At 57.3% G+C, this 17,157-nt stretch carries 14 protein-coding genes; 11 read left to right on the forward strand and 3 right to left on the reverse strand.

From position 1 onward, the window contains the following. Positions 1-114: 114 nt before the first annotated feature. The 4 genes from radC to argA all read left to right on the forward strand — a co-directional run bounded on the left by radC (position 115) and on the right by argA (position 2,932). On the forward strand, positions 115-792 hold the full coding sequence (radC, locus tag HC757_RS14480; protein ID WP_169565091.1) for a RadC family protein: 678 nt from the start codon (positions 115-117) through the stop codon (positions 790-792). Positions 793-912: 120 nt separating this feature from the next. After that, positions 913-1,149, forward strand: coding sequence for a 50S ribosomal protein L28 (gene rpmB / locus HC757_RS14485; RefSeq protein ID WP_169565092.1), 237 nt, complete (start codon positions 913-915; stop codon positions 1,147-1,149). Between the two features lie 6 nt (positions 1,150-1,155). Next, positions 1,156-1,329 (forward strand): 50S ribosomal protein L33, encoded by a 174-nt coding sequence (rpmG, locus tag HC757_RS14490; protein WP_007651290.1) that lies wholly within the window; start codon positions 1,156-1,158, stop codon positions 1,327-1,329. A gap of 280 nt (positions 1,330-1,609) precedes the next feature. After that, a complete protein-coding gene (gene argA, locus HC757_RS14495; protein WP_169565093.1) occupies positions 1,610-2,932 on the forward strand; it encodes an amino-acid N-acetyltransferase in 1,323 nt (440 codons plus the stop codon). A gap of 78 nt (positions 2,933-3,010) precedes the next feature. Here argA and rarD read toward each other — a convergent pair whose 3' ends face one another. Both rarD and HC757_RS14505 read right to left on the reverse strand, forming a co-directional pair. After that, complete coding sequence (rarD, locus tag HC757_RS14500) at positions 3,011-3,910, reverse strand: EamA family transporter RarD (protein ID WP_169565094.1); 900 nt, start codon at positions 3,908-3,910, stop codon at positions 3,011-3,013. 125 nt (positions 3,911-4,035) lie between these two features. Further along, positions 4,036-4,500 carry a thioesterase family protein gene (locus tag HC757_RS14505; RefSeq protein ID WP_169565095.1) on the reverse strand — a complete coding sequence of 155 codons (465 nt, stop codon included), beginning with the start codon at positions 4,498-4,500 and terminating at the stop codon, positions 4,036-4,038. A 166-nt stretch (positions 4,501-4,666) separates the two neighbouring features. Here HC757_RS14505 and recQ point away from each other — a divergent pair, with 166 nt between their 5' ends. Then, positions 4,667-6,490 (forward strand): DNA helicase RecQ, encoded by a 1,824-nt coding sequence (gene recQ / locus HC757_RS14510; protein ID WP_169565096.1) that lies wholly within the window; start codon positions 4,667-4,669, stop codon positions 6,488-6,490. A 26-nt stretch (positions 6,491-6,516) separates the two neighbouring features. Here recQ and HC757_RS14515 read toward each other — a convergent pair whose 3' ends face one another. Then, on the reverse strand, positions 6,517-8,283 hold the full coding sequence (locus HC757_RS14515) for a diguanylate cyclase domain-containing protein (RefSeq protein WP_169565097.1): 1,767 nt from the start codon (positions 8,281-8,283) through the stop codon (positions 6,517-6,519). Between the two features lie 524 nt (positions 8,284-8,807). Here HC757_RS14515 and leuA point away from each other — a divergent pair. The 6 genes from leuA to glpK all read left to right on the forward strand — a co-directional run bounded on the left by leuA (position 8,808) and on the right by glpK (position 17,101). Continuing rightward, complete coding sequence (leuA, locus tag HC757_RS14520; protein ID WP_169565098.1) at positions 8,808-10,376, forward strand: 2-isopropylmalate synthase; 1,569 nt, start codon at positions 8,808-8,810, stop codon at positions 10,374-10,376. Between the two features lie 63 nt (positions 10,377-10,439). After that, complete coding sequence (gene leuB, locus HC757_RS14525; RefSeq protein ID WP_169565099.1) at positions 10,440-11,534, forward strand: 3-isopropylmalate dehydrogenase; 1,095 nt, start codon at positions 10,440-10,442, stop codon at positions 11,532-11,534. Then, positions 11,534-12,946, forward strand: coding sequence for a 3-isopropylmalate dehydratase large subunit (gene leuC, locus HC757_RS14530; RefSeq protein ID WP_169565100.1), 1,413 nt, complete (start codon positions 11,534-11,536; stop codon positions 12,944-12,946). Before leuB ends, leuC begins: the two co-directional genes overlap by 1 nt. A gap of 9 nt (positions 12,947-12,955) precedes the next feature. Then, complete coding sequence (gene leuD / locus HC757_RS14535) at positions 12,956-13,561, forward strand: 3-isopropylmalate dehydratase small subunit (RefSeq protein ID WP_169565101.1); 606 nt, start codon at positions 12,956-12,958, stop codon at positions 13,559-13,561. A gap of 487 nt (positions 13,562-14,048) precedes the next feature. Continuing rightward, a complete protein-coding gene (locus HC757_RS14540) occupies positions 14,049-15,401 on the forward strand; it encodes an outer membrane protein transport protein (protein WP_169565102.1) in 1,353 nt (450 codons plus the stop codon). 218 nt (positions 15,402-15,619) lie between these two features. Next, positions 15,620-17,101, forward strand: coding sequence for a glycerol kinase GlpK (gene glpK, locus HC757_RS14545; protein ID WP_169565103.1), 1,482 nt, complete (start codon positions 15,620-15,622; stop codon positions 17,099-17,101). Positions 17,102-17,157 lie beyond the last annotated feature (56 nt).

Genomic DNA, 17,157 nt, shown 5'->3' on the forward strand with positions numbered 1-17,157 from the left:
TGCGCCAACGATATCACAAAGGGTTTCGCTGTTGTGAGGCCAAGGGGGAAAAATTATGTTCCATACTGTTTAGGAACAGCCGTTAAATCAGCAGGCTTGGACAGGGAGTGGCGGATGGGAATTAAAGACTGGCCCGAGGGTGAGGGGCCCAGGGATAGGTTGCTGCAACTGGGGGCCAACTTGCTCTCAGACGCCGAATTGCTGGCGGTGTTGTTGCGCAGCGGCATCCCCGGCGTGGATGCCGTCGAGCTTGCCCGCGGCATGATCAACGAGTTTGGCGGTCTGAGGGGCCTGTTGGCGGCATCCAGGCAGCAGTTGTGTCGACTTCCCGGGGTTGGCCCTGTAAAATACGCCCAGCTTCAGGCCGCTGCCGAGTTGGCACGGCGTGTGGCGCACGAAAATCTGCAAAGAGGCCAGGTTTTGACAAATCCCGATTTAACTCGGGACTATTTAATGCGACAATTGGCCGATCGCAGCTATGAAGTGTTCGCCATCTTGCTGCTCGATAGCCAGCACAGAGTGATACAGTTTGTAGAGCTATTTCGCGGCACCATAGATTCGGCATCGGTTTACCCTCGCGAAGTGGTTAGCCTGGTGTTGGAGAAAAAAGCTGCGGCAGTTATAGTGTGCCATAATCACCCGTCTGGCATTGCCGAGCCCAGCCAGGCTGACAGACGCATAACTGAACGCTTAAAAAATGCCTTGGCAACCATAGATGTTTCTTTGCTAGACCATATGGTTGTCGGCGACACTGAGATAGTATCCTTTGCGGAGCGAGGGTGGATTAATTAATCTATTGCTTGATCTTCCCTAGGGGATCGTGTATAAAATGCGCCCTCTTTGTGCCTCGGGCGACGGCCATACGAGGTACATTAATGCTCGAGCGTTAAATTGTTTTTGGAGAAGATTGACATGTCAAGAGTATGCCAAGTTACTGGCAAGAAGCCGATGGTTGGTAACAACCGTTCGCATGCAAAAAACGCGACCCGTCGTCGTTTTTTACCTAACCTGCAAAACCACCGTTTTTGGTTAGAAGAAGAAAAGCGTTTCGTACAGTTACGTATATCTACTAAAGGTATCCGTCTGATCGACAAAAAAGGTATCGAAGCAGTTGTTGCTGAACTTCGTGCCCGTGGCGAGAAGGTATAATAGATCATGGCTAAAGCTAAAGGTAATCGCGAGAAGATCAAATTAGTTTCAAGCGCTAAGACTGGTCACTTCTACACTACTGAGAAAAACAAGCGTAACATGCCTGAGAAAATGGAGATCAAGAAGTTTGATCCCGTTATCCGTCAGCACGTTATCTACAAAGAAGCTAAAATCAAGTAATTACTCGATTTCACTTCTTGCGAAAAGCCCCTTCTTGGGGCTTTTTTTTTGCCTGGCTAAATCCGGCTGCCGGCGGGAATGCGCCTGAAAGTATCATTATTTCTTCTACACTTATATTTGTGTAACACAAAGCGGCGATACTGACTGGTTATGATAAAATACGGCCATCAAGTGAGATTAAATTCTTTTATTGTGAATTAAAATGCAATAGCATAGCCAAAATTGTCAATGTGGGCAGGGCTGGTGCCCGTCCCGGGTCGAATAGAGGTGAAAATAACGCGTGCGTACCACTGAATTAGTCGATGGTTTCCGTCATTCCGCTCCCTATGTGAATGCTCACAGGGGCAAAACCTTCGTGGTGATGCTCGGCGGAGAAGCCCTGGCCCAGAGTCAATTTCGCGCCATCATCAACGATGTCGCCCTGCTGCATAGCCTGGGGATCAAGGTCGTGCTGGTGTACGGCGCCAGGCCACAGATAGATGCGGCGCTCGGCAGCAACAATATTGCACCAGCCTATCACAATGGCGTGCGGATCACCGACGAAGACACCCTGAGGGTGATCAAGCAGGTGGCCGGGGCCTTGCAGTTCGACATTACCGCCCGCCTGTCCATGAGCCTGAGCAATACCCCAATGCAGGGGGCGCAGATCAACCTAGTCAGCGGGAACTTTGTGATCGCCCAGCCGCTGGGGATCGATGATGGGGTGGATTTCCAACTCAGCGGCAAGGTGCGCCGCATCGATGTCGAGGGCCTGCGGCATCAGCTGGATAAGAATTGCATAGTGTTGATGGGGCCGATTGCCGCCTCGGTCACAGGCGAGAGTTTCAACCTGACGGCCGAAGAAGTTGCGACCCAGGTGGCCATCAAGCTCAAGGCCGACAAGATGATAGGTTTCAGTGCCCAGAGCGGGATCCTAGACAGTAATGGTGAGGTCATCGCCGAGCTGATGCCGACCGATGCACAACAGATCCTCGATCGGCTGGAGGCGGAGCAACAACCTTGCATAGGCACTACGGCCTTCCTCAAGGCCAGCATAGACGCCTGTCGTAACGGCGTGCCCAGATGCCATCTGGTCAGCTATCTCGAAGACGGTGCCCTGTTGCAGGAGTTATTCTCCCGAGAGGGCATAGGTACCCAGATAGTGACAGAGAGCGCCGAGCGACTGCGCCGGGCAACCATAGCGGATATCGGCGGGGTATTGAATCTGATCCGGCCACTGGAAGAGCAGGGCATATTGGTACGGCGTTCCCGCGAGCAGCTGGAAATAGAGATAGAGCAGTTCATGTTGATCGAGCGCGATGGGCTGGTCATTGGCTGCGCCGCCCTCTACCCCTTCGAGGAAGACAATGCCGGCGAATTCGCCTGTCTGGTGGTACACCCTGACTACCGGGATGCGGATAGAGGCAGCCTGTTGCTGAAGAACATCATCAATCAGGCGAGAGTCAGGGGCTACGGTCGACTGTTTGCCCTCACCACCCGCAGCATTCACTGGTTCTTGGAGCATGGCTTCAACATAGTCGAAGTGGATGCCTTGCCGCAGAAGAAGAAGCAGCTGTATAACTATCAGCGGCGCTCCAAGATTCTCGCCCTGGATCTGCAGTAAGCGCCCAATAAAAATGCCAGCTCAGCTGGCATTTTTCGTTTCATCGTCAGTTTGTCGCCTCGCCAACGGTTTGCCGAGCTAGTCGGGCACCAGCCTGGTTTGCTTGCGTCTGATGAGCATGTCGGCACTGAACAGCAGCAAGGCGCTCCAGATGAAGCCGAAGGTGATGCTCTTCTCGACATCGAAAGGCTCGTTAAATACGGCTATGGCCATGATGAACATGATGCTGGGGCCTATGTATTGCAGGAAACCCAACAGGGTCAGGGGGATCCTGACGGCGGCACCGGCGAAGCATAACAAGGGAATGGTGGTCACTATGCCGGCGGCCATCAACATCAGGTTCATCTGCCAGGGGTTGGTGAACATGTTGGCGCTGGCGCTGTCCAGGGTCAGCAGCAGATAGCTCAGCGCCACGGGCAGCAGGATCGCGGTTTCGACCAGCAGCCCAGTCTTGGCATCGACATTGACCTTCTTGCGCAATAGGCCGTAGAAGCCGAAGGAACCCGCCAATGCCAGTGAGACCAAGGGGATGGAGCCGAAAGAGAGCAACTGGATCATCACCCCTATGCAGGCGAGCGCCACCGCAACCCATTGCAGCTTACGCAGTCTCTCCCCCAAGAACAGCATGCCTAACAACACGTTGAGCAGGGGGTTGATGAAGTAACCCAGGCTGGCATCCAGCATGTGGTCGTTATTCACCGCCCAGATAAACAACAGCCAGTTACCGGCGATCAGCACAGAGGTCAGCAGCAACACCGCCAGTTGCTTCGGCTGGCGCAGCAGCAACCTCAGGCGGGAGAAACCGCCGATGCCGGCCATCAGCAACAACATGAAGGCGAACGACCAGATGATGCGGTGCAGCAGTATTTCGGTGGCGGCCACCTGTTGCAGCAGTTTGAAGTACAGAGGCGCAAAGCCCCAGAGGCAATAGGCGCAAATCGCCAGGAAGATCCCTTTGCGGTGTTCGAGATTGGGCATGTGAGCAGTTCGGAGTCGATTGGAATGGCGATTGTAGGCCCTCGAACTGCCTGGCTCAAGCCTTGGGGTTATTTCTTTTGGCGCTCCCTGTCCCGTTAGTCTGCCATGGCCGGCAAACACAAGCGCTAGCCGACCATGTAGGTGCCTGTGCCGAAGGCGATGTGAGTGCCTTGCTCGTTGTGCAGCTCCATGCGGCAGACAGAGACCCTGTTGCCGGCGCGGATCACGCTGCCCGTGCCGGTGAAGACATCGCCGCGACCGGGGCGCAGATAATCGACCCGCATGTCTATGGTGCCCAGGGTCTTGAGCCTTTGCTGTAATGCCTCCAGGGACCAATCGTCACGGCTGGCCACCAGGCCGGCGAAGGCGGTCAGGCCGCCGACCACGTCCAGTATGGTGGCTGTCACGCCGCCATGGAGGATCTGCTGGTGTATGTTGCCTATCAGCTCTGGCTTCATCCTGATAGTCACTTCGACGCCGTCGAGATCATAGCGTTTGATGTCCAATCCCAGCAGGTTATGGAAGGGCACCTGGGCGTCGAAAATCTGGGCGACCCTTTGGAGTGTTGCTGTTTGAATAGCTGTAGCCATGTGTGTCCCTGTGTCTATGCGACCCGAATCATTCTGTTTAGAGCAATTAATCTACCGTCATTCAGGCAAGAAATGCAAACCCAAGGAGACGCGAAGACGATTGAGGCAAGACAGGGCAGGCGAGCTGGATTAGAATAGTGCGCCTCACTTTTGACATCCGAGCCCCATGGACCCATCTGCATTGGAAGTATCACAAGATCCGCTGTCACAGCGCCTGGCACAAGTATTTGGCTATCGCGCCTTCAGGGATGGCCAGCGGGAAGTGATAGAGAGGGTGTGCGCCGGCGAGGATTGTCTGGTGATCATGCCGACCGGTGGCGGCAAGAGCATGTGCTACCAGCTGCCGGCACTGCTGATGGAGGGCCTGACCCTGGTGGTTTCTCCCTTGATCTCCTTGATGAAAGATCAGGTCGACAGCCTGTTGCAGACAGGCGTTGCCGCGGCCTACCTCAACTCGTCCCAGCCGAGGGAGCAGAGTCTGGAGGTGCTCAGGCAGTTGAGGTTCGGTGAACTTAAGCTGCTGTATGTGTCGCCCGAACGCCTGTTGCGGCCCGACTTCATCGAGCGGCTGCAATCCCTGCCATTGGCCATGTTCGCCATCGACGAGGCGCACTGCATCAGCCAGTGGGGCCATGACTTCAGGCCGGAATACGCCGCCCTGGGGCAGTTGAAACAGTATTTTCCCCATGTGCCCCTGATGGCCTTGACGGCCACGGCAGATCAGGCGACCCGCGCCAGTATCTGTGAGCGCCTGGGGATCACTCCCTACAGCCTGCTGGCCAGTTTCGATAGACCCAACATACGTTATACGGTCGCCGAGAAACTCAACGCCGCCAATCAACTCAGGCAGTTCATCACAGCGCAGAAGGGCAACAGCGGCATCATATATTGCAGCAGCCGGCGCCGGGTCGATGAGGTGGCAGAGCGCTTGCGCCAACAAGGATTCAATGCCGGGGCTTATCATGCCGGCATGACCCAGGAAGAGCGCGCGACCGTCCAGGACGGCTTCCTCAAGGACAGACTCGACATAGTGGTGGCCACCGTCGCCTTCGGTATGGGCATCAACAAGTCCAACGTGCGTTATGTGGTGCACTATGACATTCCCAAGAGCGTCGAAGCCTATTACCAGGAGACGGGCCGTGCCGGCCGCGATGGTTTGGACGCCGAGGCCTTCATGTTGTTCGATCCGGCGGATATCGGCCGGGTCCGGCATCTTATCGAGCAGTCCGAACCCGGACCACAGCAGCAGGTCGAATTCCATAAGCTCAACAGCATGGCGGCGTTCGCCGAGGCACAGACCTGCCGGCGTCAGGTGTTGCTGCACTATTTCGATGAGAGCGCCCTCGAGCCTTGCGGTAACTGTGATATCTGCCTGGATCCGCCCAAGCGTTACGATGGCAGCCAGGATGCCCAGAAGGTGCTGTCCTGCATCTATCGCCTGGGGCAGCGTTTCGGCATCAACCATGTCATAGAAGTGCTCAGGGGCGCGAAGGCCGCGCCTGTGCTGGACAGGGGACATGACAAGTTGACGACCTGGGGAATAGGCAAGGACAAGAGTCATGAGTATTGGCTCAGTGTCATTCGCCAATTGATCCATTTGGGGCTGGCCAGCCAGGACATCAGCCGCGGCTCGGCGATCCGCTTGAATCCCGCCGCCAGACCCGTGCTCAGGGGCGAACTTGTGTTGATGTTGGCCGAGCCGAGAATTCAACTTATCACGGGCAAACGCAGGACGAGTCAGGCCAGGGTGCCACAGAACTACGATCGTAAGTTGTTTGCCAGGTTGAAATTACTGCGCCGGAACCTGGCGGAACAGCAAGATGTTCCTCCCTATCTGGTGTTCAACGACGCCACCCTGGCCGAAATGGCGGCCATGGTGCCGACCAGCCCGGGGGAGATGTTGGCGGTCAATGGCGTGGGTGAGCGCAAGCTCAGTCGTTTCGGCGGTGAATTCCTCGACGAAATCAGTGCCTATCTGGCGGGGGAGTGAGGCCGGAAACGGCACTTGCGCCCCTGCTATTGGGCTTGTGGTGTTGACGCCGGCGACTCTGTGGCTTTGACCTGACCCAAGTGACTGATGTTGGCCCGTTTTATCAGCGAAGCCAAGGTATCGAAATGTTGCAGTGTCGCCAGCCCCAGATTGACCTTGAAACCCGCCTGCCAGGGCTGAATACAGTCGACGAGCTGCTCCATCACACGTTTGGCACCGACGGCGGAGGTATGGGGCAAGATGATCACCAACTCATCCATCGAATAGCGTATCAGTTTGTCCTGCTCCCTGAGTCTTTGTTCCATCTGTGACTGCAGAGGCGACAGATCGACCTGGCGTACGTGGCTGGTGTTGAACAACAAGAGCGACAATGGCGTGTTGCCCCGTTTGGCGCCACTGAGCATGGCATCCAATTCCTGTGTCATGGAACCTGACTCTTGCACGCCGTGATTGCCGGCTTGATGCCTGTGCTTACGGTAGATCAGGTACCAGACGCAGACGCACAGCAGGACCAGGGTGGCGGCTATCAGGGCCAAGTAGAACCCCTTGAAGGCAAACAGGGTGTTGCCGGCGTCGGGTTGCGAGACCAGTTGCAGGGACTCCTGCTGATTCAGCCTGGCCTTGAACTGAATGAAGCGGGCATCGTTGAGTGTTTGATCTGCCTGTTCCTTGGCTTGATAGCGTTTGAGTGAGTAGGCATAGGCCAACTTGAAGTTGGCCTGGGCCGCGTAGTGTTGGCTCACTATGGCGTAAAATTCCTCCAGGTCACTGTATTGCCCAAGCTCTATGCCCTGGCTTATCGCTTGCTCTATGAGTTCCATTGCGGCGCCGTCCTTGCCCTTGGCAAAGAGGATCTGCGCCAGAAGGCGCTTGGCCCGCATGGTGGCAATTAATTTTCTCTGTGCCTCGAAGGTGTGCAGGCTGAGTCGGATCAACTCCTCGGCACTGTCCAGCCGGCCGCGTTTGAAGTCGATCGAGGCTATGATGCCATAGCTGAAGGCCAGTTCCAGTGGTGAGGCAATTTCCGGTTGCAGGGCCTTGGCTTGCTTGAGCAAGTTGTCGCTGGTCTGGGTGTCGCCATTGACCAGAGTCACCATGGCGGCATTGATCAACAAGGTTTGCAGAACTTTGCCTTTGGCCTCGTCGGATTGCAGCCCCAGGTTGGCATAATACACTGCCTGCTGCAGATCGCCGCTGGCGTAGAGTAAATTGCTCATGGCGGCGTAGAGATAGGCCTGTGGTGGCCAGCTCCAGTCGTTGATCTGGGTGTGAATGTCGGGGTAGATGTCCAGTGCCAGGCGTAAATCTTCGATGGCCGAGGTGAAATTTTCTGTGTCCGTATCCAGCTGGCCCCTGAGACGCAGCGCATCGACCAGTGCCTGGGGTTGCTGGTAGCGCTTGGCCAGGAGCACGGCCGAATCCAACAAGGGCAGTGCCAGCTTGAGCATGTTGTAATTGGTATAGGCATCTGCCTGACAGGTGAGGAAATAGGGCCTGGCCCTATCCAGTTTCAGTTGCTTGGCCTTGGCATCCCCCAGCTGTGCCAGGTTGAGGGCGGCCTCATTCTCACCCAGTTGCAATAGATTGAAACATTTCAACAGGCTGAGGCGCAGGCGTTCAATCTCAGGAGTGCCGGGTTTATCCAGTTGTTTTTCCAGTTGGTTTATTTGTTCCATGGCCTGGGTCGGATACTGGTACATCAAGAGATTCAGCTTATCCATCTGCTCCATGGCCCCCGCCGCGAGCGGTGTCAGCCAGATCAGCAGACTCAGAACCATGACACGAAAATCCATTTAATGCTCCGATAGTGCGCGAGTGGGGATCCCAGAATAAACCGGGCGCCAGTATACCCAGTTTTCTATGCTAAGTTGCATAAAAATCTTATGCTATGAGCCGCTTATCCCCATGATGTCTCTTGGGCCGACCCGAACGCCCTGGCTGTTGCGACAGCTCATCTGGTCTTCGCCCGGGGGGAGTTGGACTGTTTTCGCCGGGTTCTGACTGGTCTAATGTGTTGAACATGAAAAATTCGGGGTTGACACCCATGGCGCCACACGTTAAATATTAACCAGTTCAAAATACTGACACAGAATAAAAATCTACATTTGGTGAATAGAAAATTCCAATGAACAATATCAGCCTGACACTCGACCTCCTCATTCTCTCTCTCGCAGATACTGCGCGGAGGTCTTAGTGTTGCACGCTCGATAAATAGGCAAGCATTCACAAACCCCGCGCTAACAGTCGCGGGGTTTTTTGTTTTCAGGTGCGGGTAAAGCTGCAATCAACGGAGGATGACCTCCTATGGAGAAGCGAGATGTCTGACAGGGTAATCATATTTGACACCACCTTACGCGATGGCGAACAGGCGCTGGCCGCCAGCTTGACGGTCAAGGAAAAGCTGCAAATTGCGCTGGCACTCGAGCGTCTCGGCGTGGACGTGATGGAGGTGGGTTTCCCTGTGTCTTCGCCGGGGGATTTCGAGTCGGTGCAGACCATAGCCCGCACCATCAAGCAGAGCCGGGTATGCGCCTTGGCCAGGGCACTGGAGAAAGACATAGATGCGGCGGCCCAGGCGCTGTCGGTGGCGGAGCAGTTCCGCATTCATACCTTCATCTCGACCTCGACCATACATGTCGAGAGCAAGTTGAAGCGCTCCTTCGAGCAAGTGTTGGACATGGCGGTCGGGGCGGTGAAATATGCCCGTCGCTTCACCGACGATGTGGAGTTCTCCTGTGAGGATGCCGGCCGTACCCCGATAGACAACCTATGCCGCATGGTGGAGGCGGCCATCGCCGCCGGTGCCCGCACCATCAATATCCCGGATACCGTAGGTTATACGGTGCCGAGCGAATTCGGTGGCATCATACGGACGCTGTTCAACCGGGTTCCCAACATAGATCAGGCGATCATCTCGGTGCATTGCCATGACGATCTGGGGATGTCGGTGGCCAACTCGATCACCGCTGTGGAGCAAGGAGCCAGACAGATTGAATGTACCGTCAATGGCATAGGCGAGCGCGCCGGCAACTGCTCGCTGGAAGAAATTGCCATGATATTGGCGACCCGCAAGAGTTTGTTGGGAGTGGAAACCGGCATCAGGGCCAAGGAGATCCACCGCACCTCCAATTTGGTCAGCCAGTTATGCAACATGCCGGTGCAGGCCAACAAGGCGATCGTCGGGGCCAATGCCTTCACCCACTCCTCGGGCATTCATCAGGATGGTATGTTAAAGGCACAAAATACCTATGAAATCATGACCCCGGAAAGCATTGGTCTGAATCGTAACAACCTGAACATGACCTCACGCTCGGGCCGCCATGTGATCAAACACCGTATGGAGGAAATGGGCTACAGCGAGCGCGACTACGACATGGACCTCTTGTACCAGGCCTTCCTCAAGCTGGCGGACAAGAAGGGACAAGTGTTCGATTATGACCTGGAGGCCTTGGCCTTCATGGAGGCCCAGGCGGAGACGGACGCTCATTACCAACTGCAACAGCTGGTGGTGCAGTCAGACTCCACCGAAGGCGTAGCGACGGCGACCGTGCGCATAGCGATAGATGGTGAATCGAAAACCGAGGCTGCCACGGGCAATGGCCCGGTCGATGCCGCCTACAACGCGATAGCGCGGGCAACGGCCCACAAGGTCAATATCTCTAGCTATAAGCTGGGGGCCAAGGGCGAAGGTCAGAATGCCCTGGGGCAGGTGGACATCACGGCCAATTATCATGGGCAGAACTTCCACGGCCTGGGGCTGGCGACCGATGTGGTTGAAGCCTCGGCCCAGGCATTGGTGCATGTGATGAACCTGATCCGCCGTGCCGACAGGGTCGCGGATTGCAAGCAGCGGATGCAGCAGAGCAAAGAGCTGGGCAGCGTTTAACGTCTCGCAACGACGGGTGTCGATTGCCGATAGCATTCAGAAAAATAAGGAGTTGGGTGGCGTATGAGTTATCAAATAGCAGTGTTGGCCGGTGACGGCATAGGGCCAGAGGTGATGGCCGAGGCGCGCAAGGTGTTGAGTGCCGTCGAGGCGCGTTTCGCTCTGGAGATGGAATATGCCGAATTCGATGTCGGGGGTATCGCCATAGACAAGCATGGTTGCCCCTTGCCGGCAGCAACCCTGCAGGGTTGTGCAGCGGCCGACGCCATACTGTTCGGCTCCGTAGGCGGCCCCAAGTGGGAGAAGTTACCGCCCAACGAGCAGCCGGAGCGTGGGGCGCTCCTGCCATTGCGGGGTCACTTCGAACTCTTCTGCAACCTGCGTCCTGCCAAGTTGCATTCCGGGCTGGAGCATATGTCGCCGCTGCGCAGTGACATCTCGGCCCGCGGCTTCGATGTCCTGTGTGTGCGTGAGTTAACCGGCGGCATCTATTTCGGTAAGCCGAAAGGGCGTCAGGGCGAGGGCGAAGATGAAGAAGCCTTCGATACCATGAGATACAGTCGCCGCGAGATAGCGCGCATCGCCCGTATCGCATTCGAGGCCGCCCGCGGCCGCCGCAAGAAGGTGACCTCGGTCGACAAGGCCAACGTCCTGGCCTGCTCTGTGCTCTGGCGTCAGGTGGTCGAAGAAGTGGCGCGCGACTTCCCCGATGTCGAACTGGAGCACATCTACATAGATAATGCCACCATGCAGCTGCTGCGCCGTCCCCATGAGTTCGACGTCATGCTCTGCTCTAACCTGTTCGGCGACATCCTGTCGGACGAGATCGCCATGTTAACCGGCTCCATGGGCCTGTTGGCCTCGGCCAGCATGAACGCCGGCGGCTTCGGCCTGTTCGAACCCGCCGGCGGCAGTGCCCCGGACATTGCGGGCAAGGGCATAGCCAATCCTGTGGCGCAGATCCTCTCGGCGGCGCTGATGCTGCGCCATAGTCTGAAGCAGGAAGCTGCCGCCGCCGCCATAGAACGCGCCGTCGGCAAGGCATTGGCCGACGGTTATTTAACGGGAGAGTTGTTGAGCGCCGAACACAGAGCGGACGCCAAGACGACGACACAGATGGGCGACTATATCGCCAAGGCAATTAGGGAGGGGGTGTAATGTCTCAGTCGGTAGCAAAAACCTTATATCAGAAAGTGTGGGACAGTCATCTGCTGGCGAGCCCGGAGGGCGAGGCGCCCATCATCTATGTCGACCGGCATCTGGTGCATGAGGTGACTTCGCCTCAGGCCTTCAGTGGCCTGCGGACCGCGGGCCGCAAGTTGCGCGCGCCAAACAAGACGTTCGCCACCATGGATCACAATACCTCGACCCGCAGTGCCAGCCTGACGGCCCTGAGCCCCATGGCCCGCACCCAGGTGGAGACCCTGGCCCGGAACTGCGAAGAATTCGGCGTGCGCCTGTACGATATTCACCATCCCAATCAGGGCATAGTACATGTCATAGGCCCAGAACTTGGCATCACGTTGCCAGGGACCGTCATCGTCTGTGGGGATTCCCATACTGCGACCCATGGTGCCTTCGGCGCCTTGGCCTTCGGCATAGGCACCTCGGAAGTCGAGCATGTGCTGGCGACCCAGACCATGAGGCAATTGCCGGCCAAGACGATGAAGATCGAGGTGCGCGGCAAGGTGGCCGAGGGTGTGACAGCGAAAGACATAGTCCTGGCCATCATAGGCAAGATAGGCATGGATGGCGGTACTGGCTATGTGGTCGAGTTCTGCGGCGAAGCCATAGCGGCGCTGTCGATGGAAGGACGCATGACAGTGTGTAACATGGCGATCGAGATGGGGGCCAAGGCGGGCATGGTGGCGCCGGATCAGATCACCTTCGATTATTTGGCCGGACGTGAGTTTGCCCCCAAGGGCGAGGCCTGGACCCAGGCCTTGGCGGCCTGGAGCGAGCTGAAAAGCGACGCCGATGCCATATTCGATGCCAGCGTCATCCTCGACGCCGCCGACATTGCGCCGCAGCTGACCTGGGGCACCAACCCTGGGCAAGTGGTGGCCATAGACAAGGCTGTGCCCAATCCCGAGGCCGAACCCAATGCCGCTATCCGTGCCAGCATGGAGAAGGCGCTGGAGTACATAGGGCTGACGGCCGGCACCAAGATGACAGAGGTCAGCATCAACAAGGTCTTCATTGGCTCCTGTACCAACTCGCGCATCGAAGATCTGCGCAGCGCCGCCTTTCATGCCAAGGGCCGTAAGGTCGCCGCCGGCGTGGTGGCCATAGTAGTGCCTGGCTCGGGTCAGGTGAAGCTGCAGGCCGAAGCCGAGGGCTTGGATAAGATCTTCATCGAGGCAGGTTTCGAATGGCGGCTGCCGGGCTGCTCCATGTGTCTGGCGATGAACGACGACAGGCTGGAGGCCGGTGATCGCTGCGCCTCGACCAGCAACCGAAACTTCGAGGGTCGTCAGGGGCGTGGCAGCCGGACTCACCTGGTGAGTCCGGCCATGGCCGCCGCCGCTGCAGTGGCCGGCCATTTCGTCGATATTCGCAAGCCTTACTAGGAGTACCCAATGCAAGCATTCACTGAACATACCGGCTTGGCCGTGGTGATCGACAGCACCAACATAGATACGGATCAGATCATTCCCAAGCAGTTCCTGTCCAAGGTCACCCGCGATGGCTTCGGCGTGCATCTGTTTCACGATTGGCGTTATCTGGATGAGGCGGGTTTACAGCCAAACCCCGAGTTTTCCCTCAATCAGCCGAGATACCAGGGGGCCTCGGTGCTGGTGGCCCAAGAGAACTTCGGCTGTGGCTCCAGTCGGGAACATGCGCCTTGGGCGCTGGCGGACTTTGGCTTGCGGGTCATAATAGCGCCGAGCTTCGCCGATATTTTCTATGGCAACTCGATCAACAACGGCCTGTTGCCCGTGGTGCTCACCCATGCCCAGGTACAGCAGCTGATCGACGAAGTGACAGCCAACGAGGGGGCCAGAATAGGCGTCGATCTGCAGGCGCTCAAGGTGACAGCCCCCTCGGGGGCGGTATTCGACTTCAGCCTGGCGGCATCGGCGCGGCATAAGCTGCTCAATGGCTTGGATGCCATAGGCCTGACCCTGTCCCATGAGGCGAGCATCAGGGAGTATGAGGCCGGCATTCCCGCCTGGCGGGCCTAAGGCCCTGTCTCATTCCCGGCTGGCGTTTGTGCCTGAGACCGGCATAGACGCCTGGGCTAAACCACCAGCGCAGCTTGTTCACGTGGTTTTCGCGTGGTTTTTATGCCTGCGCAGGTGAGTTCATCCGGTGTCGATAAAGCTTAGGTTTAGGGGCTTAACCGGCTCACTTGCGCTCTTCAGGTTGCCGCATCCGCGATGGCCACCCGGATTGGGCACGCCGGCGCCGAGCTGACTTCCATCAGTCCGGTGCCGGCGGCTCATTCATCCTCTGCATTGCCTTTCACTCTCTCCCTCTGCACTTTCTCTTGCGCTTTTCTTCAGTGCCATACGCCACGCCCTGGTATTGCCGGGTTTTTGAGCGCCTCTTTTCTGCTCGGTTGCAAACGGGCGCCGTATGAGTACACTGCCTGCTACCGGAATGGAGTTATTACTCTATTTTTACAACTCGACTCAGTGATAAGCACACAAAAAAACACAGAGAATAACAATGAAACAACGTTACATCAGTTTGGCCGTGAGTGCGGTTATGTTGGGAGCCATGGCTCAAGTGCAGGCGGCAGGATTTCAGTTGGCCGAGTATTCGGCGACGGGTTTGGGGCGCGCCTTTGCCGGCGAAGCCGCGATGGCGGACAATGCCAGTGCCCAGGCACGCAATCCGGCGATGCTGAGTTTGCTCCCAGGACGCAATCTTTCCGTCGGTGGCATCTATGTGATGCCGGACGTCGATGTGAAGGGTGAGCTTGCCTTGAGCTCTCCCTTGTTGGGCTCACAGCCTATGGCGATGGATGCCGACGCCGTCGATGTCGCGGACAATGCCTTGGTGCCTAACTTCTATTACTCGAATCAACTCGACGATCACTGGACCTGGGGCCTGGCGATAAACTCCAATTATGGCCTGGAGACCAAAGTTGCGGCGACACACCCGACGGCGATCTTCGGCAACCACACCTCGGTCACCACGGTCGAGTTCAACCCTAACCTGGCCTATCGGTTCAACGATGCCTTGACCCTGGGTGCCGGTGTGCGCCTGGTCTATGGCGACGGCAAGATCAGTGCCTCGGCTCCCGGCTGGATAGGTGCCATCAAGGCAAATCCTTATGTGCCGGCCCAGATTGCCGCGCGCTTACCCGCCGCCGGCACCAGCCTCAAGGGCATGGAAGGTGATGACGTGGGCTATGGTTGGCAGTTGGGTGCCAGCTGGCAGATAGATGCGGCCAACCGTTTGGGCTTCGCCTATCACAGCAGCATTGAGCTGGAGCTGGATGGCCAGGCTTCAGGTTTGCTCTATACGGGTGGTCAGGACCTGGAGATCTCGGGTTACCTGCCGCTGGAGTTGCCTGCCTTCGCCGAGCTGGCGTCTTACCATGAGCTGACGAATGACTGGGCCATGCATGCCAGCGTCAACTGGACTCAGTGGAGCGTGTTCGAACAGCTGGTGGCCTATTTCCCGGGTGAGGTTAAGCCCATGGATGGCCTGGAGTCGGATCTGGTGAAAGAGGAAAACTTCAAGGATAACTGGCGCTTCGCTTTGGGTACGACTTACCAATTGGATAAGGCCTGGCTGCTGCGTGCCGGCATGGCGTTGGACAAGACGGCCGTGGATGATGAATATCGCACCATCACCATCCCGGATTCGGACCGTTTATGGTTCAGTGTTGGCGCAGCTTATCAGGCGACGGCCAACCTGACTCTGGATCTGGCGCTGACTTACATCAAGGCCCATGGCGATGCGTCAATTAACGAATCCCAGGATCTGCTGGGGCTGGCCAATGTCAGCTTCAACGGTGAGGCCGGCGGTAACGTCTGGCTTGCCGGTTTGCAGTTGAGCTACAAGATGTAAATGGCCGCATACTGAGGCTGTATTAATATTAAGCCCAGCAATTGCTGGGCTTTTTTGTTTTTCAGTTACTGTGTTTGTTGGCCATTATTGTATAGTCATGGCTCGGATGTGGCGGCGAACGGGCTCGAGCCCGGCCTGGGGGCCGTCGTTGCTTGGCCCTGCTGCTCGTCAGCCCGGCAGTTGCAAGCACAAGAGAAAGAGTCATAAGGAAAGTCATAGTGACCAAGAAATACATAGTCGCGTTCGATCAAGGAACCACGAGTTCCCGTGCCATAGTGTTCGATCACCAGGCCAACATAGTGGCGCTGTCACAACGTGAGTTCAGTCAGTTCTATCCCCAACCCGGTTGGGTCGAACATGATCCCATGGAGATCTGGGCATCTCAGAGTTCGACTTTCACCGAAGTGCTCGCCAGGGCCGGGATCCCGGCCGATGAGGTGGCGGCCATAGGGATCACCAATCAGCGTGAGACCACAGTCATTTGGGATAAAGCCACGGGCAAGCCCATCTACAACGCCATCGTCTGGCAGTGCCGCCGCAGCAGCGAGATCTGCGAGCGTTTAAAAGCCCAGGGGCTGGAGGAGTATGTCAGGGCAAACACAGGCCTGCTGTTGGATCCTTATTTCTCCGGCACCAAGATAAGCTGGTTGCTGGAGAACGTGCCGGGTGCCAGGGAGCGTGCGCAGCGGGGCGAGCTGTTGTTTGGCACCATAGATACCTGGCTGGTGTGGAAGCTTACCGAGGGCAAGGTGCATGTGACAGATCCCACCAATGCTTCGCGTACCTTGTTGTTCAATATCCACACGGGGCAATGGGATCCCAAACTGCTCGAGGCGCTCGACATTCCCGCGGCTATCCTGCCCGAAGTGAAACCTTCCTGCGCCGTCTACGGCAGCACCCTCATAGGTGGTCATGGGGAGATCAAGGTGGCCGGCATGGCCGGCGATCAGCAGGCGGCCCTGTTTGGCCAGCTATGTGTCGAGGAAGGCATGGCCAAGAATACCTATGGCACAGGCTGCTTCCTCTTGATGCATACGGGTAAACAGGCGGTGCGTTCCCGCCATGGCCTCTTGACCACCATAGCCGCCGGCCCCGGGGCCGAACTGAATTATGCCCTGGAAGGCGCCGTCTTCATGGGCGGTGCGACAGTGCAATGGTTGCGGGATGAGCTGGGGTTGATCCGCGATGCCCAGGACACGGAGTATTTTGCCAGCAAGGTGGAAGACACCAAGGGAGTTTACCTGGTGCCGGCATTTGTCGGCTTGGGGGCGCCCTACTGGGACCCAGGTGCCAGGGGCGCCCTGTTCGGCCTGAGCCGGGGGGCCAACCGCAACCACATCATCCGTGCCGCGCTCGAGGCCATCGCCTATCAGAGCCGCGACTTACTCGACGCCATGAGCAAAGACTGCGGCGTCAGCCTGAAGCAGCTCAAGGTGGATGGCGGCGCCGTGGTGAATGATTTTCTGATGCAGTTCCAGGCCGATATCACGGATGTCGAGGTGCTGCGCCCCAGGCTGACCGAGACCACCGCCATGGGCGCCGCCTTCCTCGCCGGACTGGCTGTGGGTTTCTGGCAATCCATGGATGAAATCAAACATAAGACGACTATCGAACGCCGATTTGTGCCCCAGATTACGCCCGAGAAGCGGGCGTTCCTGTATGCAGCCTGGCAGGATGCCGTCGCCCGCTGTCGCAGCTAGGCGGCTGCGACCCGAGCTTCGGCGTTAGCGGCCAAGCCCAGGTTAACCTGGGCTTG

The organism is Shewanella salipaludis (assembly GCF_012911865.1).
GTDB lineage: Bacteria > Pseudomonadota > Gammaproteobacteria > Enterobacterales > Shewanellaceae > Shewanella > Shewanella salipaludis.

Bases quoted from the DNA above. Each gene is read 5' to 3' on its own strand.
- leuA (WP_169565098.1), top strand. From the start codon at position 8,808: ATGTCTGACAGGGTAATCATATTTGACACCACCTTACGCGATGGCGAA.
- recQ (WP_169565096.1), top strand. From the start codon at position 4,667: ATGGACCCATCTGCATTGGAAGTATCACAAGATCCGCTGTCACAGCGC.
- leuD (WP_169565101.1), top strand. From the start codon at position 12,956: ATGCAAGCATTCACTGAACATACCGGCTTGGCCGTGGTGATCGACAGC.
- HC757_RS14505 (WP_169565095.1), bottom strand. From the start codon at position 4,500: ATGGCTACAGCTATTCAAACAGCAACACTCCAAAGGGTCGCCCAGATT.
- HC757_RS14515 (WP_169565097.1), bottom strand. From the start codon at position 8,283: ATGGATTTTCGTGTCATGGTTCTGAGTCTGCTGATCTGGCTGACACCG.
- rpmG (WP_007651290.1), top strand. From the start codon at position 1,156: ATGGCTAAAGCTAAAGGTAATCGCGAGAAGATCAAATTAGTTTCAAGC.
- radC (WP_169565091.1), top strand. From the start codon at position 115: ATGGGAATTAAAGACTGGCCCGAGGGTGAGGGGCCCAGGGATAGGTTG.
- leuC (WP_169565100.1), top strand. From the start codon at position 11,534: ATGTCTCAGTCGGTAGCAAAAACCTTATATCAGAAAGTGTGGGACAGT.
- leuB (WP_169565099.1), top strand. From the start codon at position 10,440: ATGAGTTATCAAATAGCAGTGTTGGCCGGTGACGGCATAGGGCCAGAG.
- rarD (WP_169565094.1), bottom strand. From the start codon at position 3,910: ATGCCCAATCTCGAACACCGCAAAGGGATCTTCCTGGCGATTTGCGCC.
- HC757_RS14540 (WP_169565102.1), top strand. From the start codon at position 14,049: ATGAAACAACGTTACATCAGTTTGGCCGTGAGTGCGGTTATGTTGGGA.
- rpmB (WP_169565092.1), top strand. From the start codon at position 913: ATGTCAAGAGTATGCCAAGTTACTGGCAAGAAGCCGATGGTTGGTAAC.